Raw genomic sequence first — 13,199 nt, 5'->3', positions numbered from 1 at the left:
CCCACAGGTTTTGTGCCAGGCATGAATCCTGTGGGAGTTGGCTTGCCGACGATGAGGGCCTGACTGTCGCTGAAGATCCCCAGCGGTACTTGCATCTTCCCGCCCCCGCCCGCATAACTTCAGTCATGAATCTGCCCCTCCCCGCCAACAGTGCGCTGGCCGGTTTTCACCCCGCTGTCAGCGCCTGGTTCAACAAGACTTTCCCGGAGGTCACCGCCGCTCAGGCCCGTGCGTGGCCGTTGATCCGCCAGCGCCGGTCGACGCTGATCGCCGCGCCCACTGGCTCGGGCAAAACCCTGACCGCGTTCCTCGCCGTGCTTGATGAGCTTGTCCATCGAGGTCTGGAACAGCCCGATGGTTTGCCCGCCGAAACCCTGGTGGTCTATGTCTCGCCGCTGAAGGCACTGTCCAACGACATTCAGATCAACCTGCAGAATCCACTCGCCGGCATTACCGCGCAATTGCGCGAGATGGGCCTGCCGGAGCTGACCATCACTACCGCCGTACGAACCGGCGACACGCCGCAGAAAGACCGCGCCGCCATGCGCAAGACCGCGCCGCACATTCTGGTCACCACGCCGGAATCGCTGTACGTGCTGCTTGGCTCGGAATCCGGGCGCAGGATGCTCGGCACCACGCGCACGGTGATCATCGACGAAATCCACGCGATGGCAGCCGGCAAGCGTGGCAGTCATCTGTCCTTGAGCCTTGAACGGCTGCAAGCGTTGTGCGCCGAACCGCTGACCCGCATCGGCCTGTCCGCCACGCAGAAACCGGTAGAAGCCGTGGCGCAGTTCCTGGTCGGTCAGGATCGCCCCTGCGAAATCGTCGACATTGGCCACGCCCGCCCTCGGGATCTGGGCATCGAAGTGCCGCCGGTGCCGCTGTCGGCGGTGATGGCCAATGATGTCTGGGAACTGGTGTACGAGCGCCTCGCCGAACTCGCTCGCGAGCATCGCACCACACTGATTTTCGTCAACACCCGACGCCTTGCCGAGCGCCTCAGCCGGCATCTGAGCGAGCGCCTCGGCAAGCAGGCCGTGGCGGCGCACCATGGCAGCCTGGCCAAGGAGTTTCGCCTCGACGCCGAACAACGGCTCAAACGCGGCGAGCTGCAAGTGCTGATCGCCACGGCATCACTGGAACTGGGCATCGATATCGGTGAAGTCGACCTGGTCTGCCAGATCAGTTCGCCGCGTTCGATTGCTGCGTTTCTGCAAAGGGTTGGCCGTTCCGGACATCAGGTCGGCGGCACGCCCAAGGGTCGTTTGTTCGCCACCACCCGCGATGACCTGATCGAGTGCGCCGCCCTGCTCGACTGCGTGCGCCGGGGCGAGCTCGATACGCTGCACATTCCGGAAAAACCGCTGGACGTGCTGGCGCAGCAGATCATTGCCGAGGTCAGTTGCCAGGAATGGTCGGAGGGCGCGTTGCTGGCGATGTTCCGCCGAGCGTGGCCGTATCGCGATCTCGACGAAAAACACTATCAGGCCCTGCTGAGCATGCTCGCCGAGGGTTACAACGGCCGCCAGGGCATCCGCAGCGCCTACCTGCACCGCGATGCCGTCAGTCGCACCTTGCGTGGCCGGCGGGGCGCGCAACTGACCGCCGTGACCAGTGGCGGCACGATTCCGGACAACGCCGACTACAGCGTGCTGCTCGAACCGCAGGGTTTGAACATCGGCAGCGTCAACGAAGATTTCGCCGTGGAAAGTATCGCCGGCGACGTGTTCCAGCTCGGCAATACCTCGTACCGCATCCTGCGGGTAGAAAGCGGCAAAGTGCGCGTCGAGGATGCGCAGGGCATGCCGCCGACCATTCCGTTCTGGCTCGGCGAAGCGCCGGGGCGCAGTGATGAACTGTCGGCGGCCGTCGCGCGCCTGCAAGCGCAGTTGGACGAATTGCTCAGCGCCAGCCCCGGTAATCTGCAACCGGCGCTCGACTGGCTGACCACCATACTCGGCCTCAACCTCGCCAGCGCCGAGCAACTGGTCGAATATCTGGCGCGCGCGCGGCAAACCCTCGGCGCCCTGCCCTCGCAGGACACGCTGTTGATGGAGCGGTTTTTCGATGAGTCCGGTGGCACCCAACTGATCATCCACACGCCGTTCGGCAGCCGCATCAACCGCGCCTGGGGCCTGGCCCTGCGCAAGCGTTTCTGTCGCACCTTCAACTTCGAATTGCAGGCCGCCGCCAGCGAAGACGCGATCGTGCTGTCGCTGTCCACCAGTCACAGCTTCGAGCTCGACGAAGTCTGGCGTTACCTGCACAGCAACAGCGCTGAACACACGCTCATTCAAGCCGTGCTTGATGCTCCGTTGTTCGGCGTGCGCTGGCGCTGGAATGCCGGGGTGGCGCTGGCGTTGCCGCGTTTTACCGGCGGGCGCAAAGTCGCTCCGCAGCTGCAACGGATGAAAAGCGAAGACCTGATCGCCAGCGTCTTCCCCGACCAGATCGCCTGCCTGGAAAACCTCGCCGGCGAGCGCGAAGTCCCCGAACATCCGTTGGTGGAACAGACCCTCGACGATTGCCTGCATGAAGCGATGGACAGCGAAGGCTGGCTGACCCTGCTGCGGCGCATGGAGCGTGGCGAGGTGCGCCTGATCGCCCGTGATTTGCCGGCACCGTCGCCACTGGCGGCAGAAATCCTCAGCGCCCGGCCGTACACGTTTCTCGACGACGCGCCGCTTGAGGAACGCCGCACCCAAGCGGTGATCAACCGGCGCTGGAGCGATCCGCAGTCGACCGATGACCTCGGCGCGCTGGACGCCGACGCGATCACGGCGGTGCGCGAAGAAGCCTGGCCGTCGCCCAATTCCATGGATGAAATGCACGAAGCGCTGATGAGCCTCGCCTGCATCAGTGACGCCGAAGCGCGCGCCAACGCGGGTTGGCCGGACTGGCTGCAAACGCTGATGGCCAGCGGCCGCGCCTGCCGGTTGCAGATCGACGCCGAGCATCAGTTGTGGCTGGCTCGCGAACGCCTGAGTTGCCTGCAGGCACTTTATCCACAAGCCACGTTGGCGAGCGCAGCAGTGGCGCTACCCGGATTCAACGAGGCGTGGACATTCGATGAAGCGCTGGTCGAAGTGATCCGCGCCCGCCTCGGTGCCTTTGGGCCAATCCCGTTGCCCGCCATTGCCGAGCCGCTCGCGCTGCCAGCCGCGCAAGTCAATCAGGCCCTCGCGCAACTGGAGCGTGAAGGCTACGTCTTGCGCGGCCAGTTCACGCCGAAAAGCGCGATTGAAGAATGGTGCGAACGCCATCTGCTGGCGCGCATCCATCGCTACACGGTCAAGCGCCTGCGCCGGGAAATCGAACCGGTGGCATTGCAGGACTTCATGCGTTTTCTGTTCGACTGGCAGCATCTGACGCCGGCCACCCAAGGTCAGGGCAGCGCGGTGCTGCCGGCGATTGTCGGCCAGTTCGAAGGTTACCCGGCGGCAGCTTCGGCGTGGGACAGCGACATCCTGCCGGCGCGCCTCAAGGACTATTCGCCGAGCTGGCTGGATGAACTGTGCCGCAACGGCAAACTGGTGTGGACGCGCATCAATGCGCGGCAGAAGGTCAGCGGCTCGGCATTGCGCAGTACGCCGATTGTGCTGCTGCCGCGCAGCCAAGTGGGTCTGTGGAGTGCATTGGCAGAACAGACACCAGTGAGTGAGTTATCGCCGAAAACACAGAAAGTCTTCGAGGCGCTGAGTCAGCATGGCGCGCTGTTTTTCGATGAGTTGATTCATGAAGCGCGCCTGCTGCGCAGCGAACTGGAAATCGCCTTGCAGGAACTGGTCGCCGCAGGTTTGGTGAACGCCGACAGCTTCGCCGGTCTGCGCGCGCTGATCACTCCCGCAAGCAAGCGCCAGCAGCGCAGCAGTCGACGCGGACGCGGGGCGTTTATCGGCGGCATGGACGATGCTGGACGCTGGGCATTGCTGCGCCGGGGTTCGTCAGCAGATGCCGCCGAGACACTCGAACACGTCGCCATGACCCTGCTGCGCCGCTACGGCGTGGTGTTCTGGCGCTTGCTCGAACGCGAAGCGGACTGGCTGCCGAGCTGGCGGGAATTGCTGCGCACCTTTCATCGTCTGGAAGCGCGGGGCGAGATTCGTGGCGGGCGATTTGTCAGTGGTCTGGCTGGCGAGCAGTTTGCCTTGCCCGAAGCCATTCCCTTGCTGCGCGAAGTACGCCGACGCCCGCAGGACGGCAGCCTGGTGGCGGTGTGTGGGGTTGATCCATTGAATCTGGCCGGGACGTTGTTGCCCGGGGTGAAAGTGCCGGCGCTGGTGAGCAATCGGCTGGTGTATCGCGATGGGGTGCCGGTGGCGGCGGTGATTGCCGGCAAGCAGCAGGTTTGGGTAGAGCTGGATCCGATAGCCATGGGACAACTGCATGCCAAGCTGATCCGGCATTGAAAGTGTTCGCACCGGCGTCTTCGCGAGCAGGCTCGCTCCCACAGTTCAATCCCGTTTCCCCTGTGGGAGCGAGCCTGCTCGCGAATGGCCGGCCCTGCACCCCAAAATCATGCTTCAGGTCCGCGACTCCTGCGGCACCTCACCCGCAACCACCGCCCCTTCCTCCTGCCGCTTAGGCAACAGAACCTGTTGTGGATAAGTCTGCGCAAAATGCACATTCGGTGTGTTATCCACAAGCTTCTTCAAGCGCTGATTGAATGCGCGGCTCACCGCATATTGGCCACCGGACACCGTGCGGAATTGCGCCGTCAACACCACGCCGTTCAAGTCCATTTTGTCCACGCCAAACACATCCAGCGGCCCTTGCAGGTTGTACTTGAGGAACGGGTCTTCACGGATAGAATCGCCGGCCTCGCGGATCAGCTCGATGGCCTTGTCGACGTCGGTGTCGTAGGTGAACTGCACCGAGAAAAATGCGAAGGCGAACTGGCGGGATTGGTTGGTCACAGCCTTGATCTGGCCGAACGGCACCGAGTGCACAAAACCCTTGCCATCACGCAGGCGCAAGGTGCGAATGGTCAGGCCTTCCACGGTGCCGGCGTGGCCGGAATCAAGCACCACCCAGTCGCCGATCGACAGGGTGTCTTCGATGATGATGAACAACCCGGTGATGACGTCCTGCACCAGTTGCTGCGAACCGAAACCGATCGCCAGACCGACCACGCCCGCACCGGCCAGTAGCGGCGCGACATTGATGCCGAGGTTGGCCATGGTGGTAATCGCGCAGATCACCACAAGGATGATTTTGATCGCATTGCGCAACAGCGGCAGGATGGTTTTTACCCGTGTGCTCGGCTGGCGTGCCGCGCGTTTGCTCAGCGGAGGTTTCAGCGCTTCCTGAATCGCCGTGTCGAGCACCACCCACAGCAGCCACGTCACCAGGAAGATCAGGCCGATGCTGCTCAAGGCATTGCTGATCGCTCGCCCGACAGTGCTGCTCTGGGCGAAATCGAGCAGCGACACGCCCCAGATCCGCCCGAGAATATCGATGAACACAATCGCCATGACGATCCGCAGCAACGCATGCAACAGGCTGAGAAAACGTTCCTTGTAGGCACTGCTGCGCTGGATCGCCTCGGCCTTGCGTGATTTGAACAAATGCTGCAACACGGTGCTGAGAAACACTGTGGCGATCAGCAGCACGGTAGTGAACAAGGCACAGCGCAGGGCTTTCTGATTGTCCTCGCCAATGCCGATCAGGCTGACCGCCGAGACCAGCACCATCAGCACGATCGGCCAGTACCACAGCCCGGAAAATATCCGCAGCGATTCCTGTAGCGACGGTTGTTTCAAACGCTGAGCGAGCGGGCGATTGCGGATCAGATGCGCCACCGGGCGGCGCAGGCGAATCACCAGCAAACCGAAGATGACCGAGGCGATCAGCCCGGTGAACACGGCGATGCTGCTGGTGATATTGCCGCCCAATTGTCGGGCGATCTGCGGGCTGGTCAGGGCATCACTGAGGGCGGCGAGAAAGCCGATCAGGAACAGTGGGCGCGGGCAGTATTCACGGATGATTCGCGCGGCGGCGCGCTTGTGGCCGACGTTGAACATCACCACCACGCACAACAACATCGACGTGGAAAAGATGCCGCTGCTGGTGGCATAGGCCAGACACAACGCCAGCGCACGGCCCACCGAAGCTTGCAGAAAATGGCTGACATACAGCGTCAGCGGCAGGCAGATCAGCGCCGGCACGGTGTACGGCAGCACATAGCCGAGCAGATCCTGACTGCGCTGGCGGGTGCGCAACCAGCGGCCCTCACGCAGACGCTTGGCCAACAGACTGCCGAGCACGGTCAGCAGGGCGAAACTGCCCAGCCACACTCCCGACAACGTAAGGAAATCCCCGGCCACGCTCCAGCCCGAGCGGTTCGACGGTTGCTTGACCAGCCGATCGACCTCATCCGCCGCGCGGTCAGCGCGCAGCCGCCAGGCATCGACCAGGTGTTCGTTGAGATCGAGTTTTTCCTGCACATCGTCGATGCTCGTACTGATCGCCCCGAGCAGACCACCCTGCACCAGCGGTTCCGGTTCGGCAGGTTTTTCCGCCGTATCGGCGGCAGCCGGAACGCCCGGCAGCGCGACGGCTTGCGATGTGTTGACGCCCAAGCACAGCAGCGCTCCCAGCAGAATGGCGATCCTGAAATTGCGCAAAGCTCCGATCTCCCGTGGCTGACCCTGGTAAGGAACTGATCGGTAATTGCGCGGCAAGTTCAAGAGCCCCCTCACCCCAGCCCTCTCCCCCAGGAGAGGGAGCCGACCGAGTTGCATGACCAAAATCACCAACTGCACGTCTTGAGTCGAACTCAAGTCCTGAAGACCATGAAGATCTGCTCCCTTCACAGTCGTACGCGATTTCAGGAGGCATGAAGATCTGCTCCCTTCCCCCTCGCCCCCTTGGGGGAGAGGGTTGGGGTGAGGGGGTAAGCTCTTGATCTTCGCTTCACCCGCGACCGTCCGTAACGCCACCGAAACTTTCCCGCCCCCGCCGCAGTCATCACAGAACATCGGCAACACGAGGACTTTCTACGGGAGGATGGGATGGCGACGATTCACATCGGTATTTCAGGCTGGCGCTACGCCCCGTGGCGCGGGGATTTCTACCCGAAGGGACTGGCGCAGAAGCGCGAATTGCAGTTCGCCTCCCGCGCGGTCAACAGCATTGAAATCAATGGATCGTTCTACGCCCTGCAACGCCCTGAACGTTACGCCCAGTGGTACGCCGAAACCCCTGATGACTTCGTGTTCAGCGTCAAGGCGCCGCGCTTCATCACCCACGTGCGCCGTTTGCGCGAAATCGAAAAACCGCTGGCGAATTTCTTTGCCTCGGGTGTGCTGGAGTTGAAGGAAAAACTCGGGCCGATCCTCTGGCAGTTTCCGCCAAACTTCAAATTCGACGCCGAGCGTTTCGACCATTTTCTCGCGCAACTGCCCCACGACACCCAAGCCGCAGCAGCCCTCGCCCGCCAGCACGATTCGCATCTGCCCGGCCACGCCAGCGTCAAAGCCTGGAGTAAAAAGCCGTTGCGCCATGCCGTGGAAATTCGTCACGAGAGTTTTATCGACCCGGAGTTCGTACGCCTGCTCAAGCGCCATAACACCGCGCTGGTGGTCGCCGACACCGCCGGCAAATGGCCGTACCGCGAAGACCTCACCAGCGATTTTGTCTATCTACGCCTGCACGGCGCTGAAGAGCTATACGCCAGCGGTTATTCCGAACAAGCGCTCAAGCGCTGGGCCGAGCGCATCGACGCCTGGCATCACGGTAAACAGCCAGAGGACGCCCACCTGATAGCGCCACGCCTGAAACCCCGCGCGCGCAAATCCCGCGAAGTGTTCTGCTACTTCGACAACGACATCAAAGTCCGCGCGCCCTACGACGCACGCAACCTCTTGCAGCACTTCGACCTCGATAAAGACCTCGCCACGACTCCAGGGCAAGTTGCCGCAGAAGGAGTTCTGTCATGAGTATTCCCGAACCGGTCGGTTTCACCGACGAAGGCTCCGTGGTTGCGCCCTCGGTGCGCACATTTACCGTACTGACGGTCAACACCCACAAGGGTTTCACTGCGCTGAACCGGCGTTTCATTCTGCCGGAACTGCGCGAAGCGGTGCGCAGCGTCGCCGCCGACGTGGTGTTTCTGCAGGAAGTCCACGGCACGCACGAGCAGCATCCGAAACGCTACGACAACTGGCCGACGATGCCGCAATACGAATTTCTCGCCGACAGCCTCTGGCCGCAGTTCGCCTACGGGCGCAACGCGGTGTACCCGGCGGGCGATCACGGCAATGCGCTGCTGTCGAAATTCCAGATCATCCGCCACGACAACCTCGACGTGTCGATCAGCGGCCATGAAAACCGCGGCCTGTTGCATTGCGTGCTGTGCCTGCCTGGCGACGGCACCGAAGTGCACGCTATCTGCGTGCATCTGGGCCTGCGCGAGAGCCACCGCAACGCGCAACTGGATCTGCTGATGCAACGTCTCGCCGAATTGCCCGCCGATGCCCCGGTGATCGTCGCTGGCGATTTCAACGACTGGCGCCAGCGTGCCGATGCGCAGCTCAAGCCCTGTGGCCTGCGCGAAGTGTTCGCCGAGCAGTACGGCAAGCCGGCGCGCAGTTTTCCCGCGCGGCTGCCAGCGCTACGACTCGACCGCATCTACGTACGCAACCTCAAGGCCAGCCGGCCAAAAGTATTGACCAACCGGCCCTGGTCACACCTTTCCGACCACGCACCGTTATCGGTGGAGATTGAACTATGAACAGTGCGCCACTGGAAAAATCTGCCGTCGACCCGGTCCCGCTGAACCCGCCGGTGCGCGAGCCCGGCCACGTTGACGTCGAGTATCAATGGCACAGCAACAACCGCGTAGAGCTGCTGGAGAACGGCGAGGAATATTTCCCCCGCGTGTTCGAAGCGATGCGCGCAGCCAAGAGCGAGATTCTGCTGGAGACCTTCATCGTTTTCGAAGACAAGGTCGGCGCCGAGTTGCAGCAGATCCTCATCGAAGCCGCCCAGCGCGGCGTGCGCACCACGGTCAGCCTCGACGGCTTCGGCTGTGGCGAGCTGAGCACTGGCTATCTGTCGGCCTTGAGCGATGCTGGCGTGCATTTGCAGATCTTCGATCCGGCGCCCAAGCACCTGGGCATCCGCACCAACTGGTTCCGCCGCTTGCACCGCAAGATCGTGGTGGTCGACGGCTTGATCGCGTTCATCGGCGGGATCAACTTTTCCGGCGATCACCTGGCCGACTTCGGCCCTGAAGCCAAGCAGGATTATTCGGTGGAGATCCAGGGCCCGGTGGTCGCCGATATCCATCACTTCGCCCTGCTGCAAAGCGGTCGTCCCGGACGCGCGCGGTTCTGGTGGCAGCGCCGGCGCCAGCGTCTGGAGGAAATGGCCTTCACCGACCACGACGGCCAGGTGCGCCTGGTGTTCCGCGATAACGATCAACACAACACCGATATCGAAGACGTGTATTTGCAGGTGCTGCGCAAGGCCAAGCGCCGGGTGATCATCGCCAACGCCTACTTCTTTCCCGGCTACCGTTTGCTGCGCGAAATCCGCAACGCCGCCCGCCGTGGCGTCGAGGTGCGGCTGATCCTGCAGGGCCAGCCGGACATGCTCGTGGCGAAACTGGCAGCGCGCATGACTTACGATTATCTGCTGCGCGCCGGCGTGCAGATTCACGAATACTGCCAGCGCCCGCTGCACGGCAAGGTCGCGCTGGTCGACGAAGACTGGAGCACCGTCGGCTCGAGCAATCTCGACCCGCTGAGCCTGTCGCTGAACCTGGAAGCCAACGTGCTGATCCGCGACCGCGCATTCAATCAGCACCTGTACGAACGCCTCGAAGACCTCAGCCAGAACCACTGCAAAGCCATGGACGCCAAGCTGTTGCCGCGCGGGCGCATCTGGCACATGACCGTGGGTTTTCTTGTGTTCCACTTCCTGCGGCACTTCCCGGCCATGGCCGGTTGGCTGCCGGCGCATAAACCGCGTCTGAAGCCTTTCCGAGGTGCGCGTCCATGAGTCATTCCGAAGTGCACTCCGATAGCCATTCGGCACAAGCGGCGCCGTCGAAATGGAGCCGCTGGAAACGTCCGCTGACCATCCTGTTTTTCCTCGCGCTGATCGTCCTGCTGACGATGTTCGCCACCCGCATCGAATGGGCCGAGGTGTTGGAGACCCTTGCCGATTTCAAGGTGCGCACGCTGATCATCGCCGCCAGCCTGACCCTGCTGAGCTTTCTGGTGTACGCCAGTTTCGACCTGATCGGCCGCACCTACATTCGTCAGGACCTGACCTGGAAGCAGATCCTGCCGGTGGGCATCATCAGTTACGCCTTCAACCTCAATCTCAGCGCCTGGGTCGGCGGCATCGCCATGCGCTATCGCCTGTATTCGCGGCTGGGCGTAAGCAAAGGCAACATCGCCAAGATTCTCGGCCTGAGCCTGGCAACCAACTGGTTCGGCTACATGACCATCGCTGGCGTAGTGTTCAGCAGCGGTCTGGTGACGATGCCACCGGGCTGGAAACTCAGCAGTTCGGCCTTGCAACTGGTCGGTGTGTTATTGCTGCTGGTCAGCGCCGGCTATCTGGCGGCGTGTCAGTTTTCCAAGCGCCGCGAGTGGTCGATTCGCGGCGTGGAAATCAACCTGCCGTCGCTGCGCATGGCGGTGCTGCAATTGCTTTTGGGCGCGCTGAACTGGTCGCTGATGGCGGCGGTGATCTTCACTCTGCTGCCAAGCAAACTGGATTATCCGCTGGTGCTCGGCGTGCTGTTGATCAGCGCGATTGCCGGGGTCATCACGCACATTCCGGCGGGGCTGGGTGTGCTGGAGGCGGTGTTTGTGGCGCTGCTGCAGCACGAGGCATCGCGCGGCAGTCTGGTCGCGGGATTGCTGGCGTATCGGGCGATTTATTTTCTGCTGCCGCTGTTGATTACGGTGGTGATGTATCTGGTGGTGGAAGCCAAGGCCAAGGCGTTGCGGATCGAGAAGAAACCTTCCTGACCATGCATTGCAGCGGATGGCCCTTTCGCGAGCAGGCTCGCTCCCACAGTTCGTGGGAGCGAGCCTGCTCGCGAAGGGGCCGGTACTCGCGACAGATCATCTGGATTGGATAATGCTCAACCGCTCCCCCACCACCATCTCGGTAATCCAGTCCACCAAGATCGAGGTGTAGGCCTGCTGCGAAACCGGATCACTCAACGCGTGATCGGCGCCATCAATAATCCGATGGGTCAACGAGTGAGTCTGCTGACAGGCGGCGCGGTAACTCATGATCGTCGCGTGGGGCACGAAGTCGTCGGTTTCCGATTCCACCAACAGCACGTCGCCCGTGAATTGCGAACAGGCATGCAGGGCGCGATTGCTGTCGGCGCGCACCAGCGTATTGCGATAATCGCGCAGGTCGGCCTTGTCCAGATCGCGCTTGGGCGTGTGCCACTGCTCGTCGCGGTACAGCGCCGGCACGCGCAGCGCCAGCCAGCGCACCGGGCGCAGTGACGTCAGGATCGAGGCCAGATAACCGCCATAACTGGTGCCGACCACGGCGATCGCCGAAGTGTCGAGGGCCGGGTGCGCCAGCAGGCGATCGTAGGCCGCCAGCAAGTCACGCAGATTGTCTTCACGGGTCACGCGGGTCAGCGGGATTCCGGTGCCGCCGGTATGCCCGCGCAGGTCGAAGGTCAGGCATACGCAACCCAGGCCGGCGATACCTTTGGCCCGCTCCAGATCACGTTCCTGACTGCCGCCCCAACCGTGAACAAACAACACCCCCGGGACTTTCGATTTGGGACTGAGAAAAGTCCCGCTCATCTGTTCGTCATCAATGTCGATTTGAATGCTTTCGCTTCTAGCCGTCATAGGATTGGACCGTCACATATTTGAGAAGAAACGCGCTGTTTTCCGCCGGGCCGCGATAGACCTCGATGGCGTCCGCCGGCAGCGCCTGATCGATGTAGGTTTCCACCGACGACACACGGATGGCGCGCATCTGTGGATCGTTGACGAAGCTTTGCAGCGCCGCCACTTCAGCGCTGCTGGCACCGCCCATGCGCCAGGATTGTTCGAGCACGCCGCTGCGCGGGTTGCCGCTGGCGTCGAGGCCTTGGGCGATATCGTAATTGCGCCGCGAGGCGAAGAAGCGCGGGTAAGCTTCGTTGGCGGCACTGTCGAAGACCTGCGCCTGCTCGATGGCCAGACGCACATCATCAGGCAGATCCAGCGCGAGCAATTGGTCATAGCCCCCTTGCACCACCAGCAGATTCGAACCGCCGTAGACCTTTTCGCCCAGGCCCTCCTCGGTCAAGTATTGATCACCGCAGTAGCTCAACACTTTGCCGCCGATGAACGACTGGCCGACGCTGTGGGTGACGACGTTGCTCAAGTCCTGCTCCAGCACTACGCCGTCCGTGAACAGATTTTGCGCCTCGGGTCGCGCGAGGATCTCATCGAACGCGTCGAGGCTTTTGATCACTTCCTGACCGCGACCGGCGCAAGCGTGAACCGGCTTCAAGCGAATCGGCCCGGCGTACAGCAGATGTTCGGCGGCGGGCCGTGCATCTTCCAGGGCAAATACGCTGAGACCGTCGAGCACAACGTTGCGCACCCGCTCCGAAAACAGCGGCGACCAGCCCTGCGGCGCGTGCGCCAGATGACTGCGCAAACCGTGGCTGATGGCTTTGGTGCAGATGAAATCGTATTCGACGTAACCGCCCCACAAGTCATCGGGGCCGTTGATGCCAAGTGCTTGCGCGTGGGCCGCGCCGACGATGGTTTGTGTCGGCAGCAGATAGAGGTCGCGGCCCGAATGTTTGGCCGGGTCGTAACTGCCGCCGAACTTGCAACCGAGAATCTGCGCCAACCAGCGCGCCAGAGCCTTGTTGGTCTCGACTTCATGTTGCGGCGCCTCGGCACGCACCGAATGGGCCACGACAATTTTTTTGCTGGGTGTCGGGGTCATGCGTTCCCCTTGCATCAGTCGATGGGTTCTCAAAGGAAATTGCAGAGATCAGGCCAATCAACGATCCCCCCGAACCGCCCGATAATCGGGAGCTTGCCGTGACTGTGCTGGCATCACGCCTGTTTCAAACTGCACGACAGCGGGCAAAACTCCGGCAAATTGCACGATCTCTCATAATCTCCGCGATCATTGTGGGAGCGAGCCTGCTCGCGAAAGCGTAGTGTCAGCCGACTACAATTCTGTGGATCCAGCGC

Annotated in this window: 8 protein-coding genes; 5 read left to right on the top strand and 3 right to left on the bottom strand. The window is 62.3% G+C overall.

Annotation, left to right across the window (positions count from 1 at the left end):
* The first annotated feature begins 125 nt into the window (after nucleotides 1–125).
* Nucleotides 126–4,412: a DEAD/DEAH box helicase gene (locus QMX86_RS24560; protein ID WP_282386930.1), complete on the top strand. Its 4,287-nt coding sequence runs from the start codon at nucleotides 126–128 to the stop codon at nucleotides 4,410–4,412.
* A 114-nt stretch (nucleotides 4,413–4,526) separates the two neighbouring features.
* Here the strand turns inward: QMX86_RS24560 and QMX86_RS24555 are convergent, their stop codons facing one another.
* Entirely contained in the window at nucleotides 4,527–6,629 is a 2,103-nt protein-coding gene (locus tag QMX86_RS24555; RefSeq protein ID WP_041477679.1) for a mechanosensitive ion channel family protein, read from the bottom strand.
* A 387-nt stretch (nucleotides 6,630–7,016) separates the two neighbouring features.
* Here QMX86_RS24555 and QMX86_RS24550 point away from each other — a divergent pair, with 387 nt between their 5' ends.
* Genes QMX86_RS24550 through QMX86_RS24535 form a run of 4 tightly spaced genes read left to right on the top strand, consistent with a single transcriptional unit; the run spans nucleotide 7,017 to nucleotide 10,991 of the window.
* Nucleotides 7,017–7,943, top strand: coding sequence for a DUF72 domain-containing protein (locus tag QMX86_RS24550; RefSeq protein ID WP_282387281.1), 927 nt, complete (start codon nucleotides 7,017–7,019; stop codon nucleotides 7,941–7,943).
* The gene (locus QMX86_RS24545) at nucleotides 7,940–8,737 is read left to right on the top strand and encodes an endonuclease/exonuclease/phosphatase family protein (protein WP_282387279.1); all 798 of its coding nucleotides are present in this window, start codon (nucleotides 7,940–7,942) and stop codon (nucleotides 8,735–8,737) included. Before QMX86_RS24550 ends, QMX86_RS24545 begins: the two co-directional genes overlap by 4 nt.
* Nucleotides 8,734–10,008, top strand: coding sequence for a cardiolipin synthase ClsB (gene clsB, locus QMX86_RS24540; RefSeq protein WP_073475752.1), 1,275 nt, complete (start codon nucleotides 8,734–8,736; stop codon nucleotides 10,006–10,008). Before QMX86_RS24545 ends, clsB begins: the two co-directional genes overlap by 4 nt.
* The gene (locus QMX86_RS24535; RefSeq protein WP_024014510.1) at nucleotides 10,005–10,991 is read left to right on the top strand and encodes a lysylphosphatidylglycerol synthase domain-containing protein; all 987 of its coding nucleotides are present in this window, start codon (nucleotides 10,005–10,007) and stop codon (nucleotides 10,989–10,991) included. The genes clsB and QMX86_RS24535 overlap by 4 nt, the downstream gene beginning before the upstream one ends.
* Nucleotides 10,992–11,087: 96 nt before the next feature.
* Here QMX86_RS24535 and QMX86_RS24530 read toward each other — a convergent pair whose 3' ends face one another.
* Both QMX86_RS24530 and QMX86_RS24525 read right to left on the bottom strand, forming a co-directional pair.
* Complete coding sequence (locus QMX86_RS24530; protein ID WP_042610641.1) at nucleotides 11,088–11,846, bottom strand: alpha/beta fold hydrolase; 759 nt, start codon at nucleotides 11,844–11,846, stop codon at nucleotides 11,088–11,090.
* Entirely contained in the window at nucleotides 11,836–12,945 is a 1,110-nt protein-coding gene (locus tag QMX86_RS24525) for a DUF3182 family protein (RefSeq protein WP_282387899.1), read from the bottom strand. The genes QMX86_RS24530 and QMX86_RS24525 overlap by 11 nt, the downstream gene beginning before the upstream one ends.
* Nucleotides 12,946–13,199 lie beyond the last annotated feature (254 nt).

Origin of the sequence: Pseudomonas sp. PS01270 (genome assembly GCF_029959775.1) — a bacterium.
Lineage (GTDB): Bacteria > Pseudomonadota > Gammaproteobacteria > Pseudomonadales > Pseudomonadaceae > Aquipseudomonas > Aquipseudomonas atacamensis.
The sequence above is the reverse complement of the archived record's forward strand: the minus strand, read 5'-3'. Positions and strand labels throughout refer to the sequence as shown.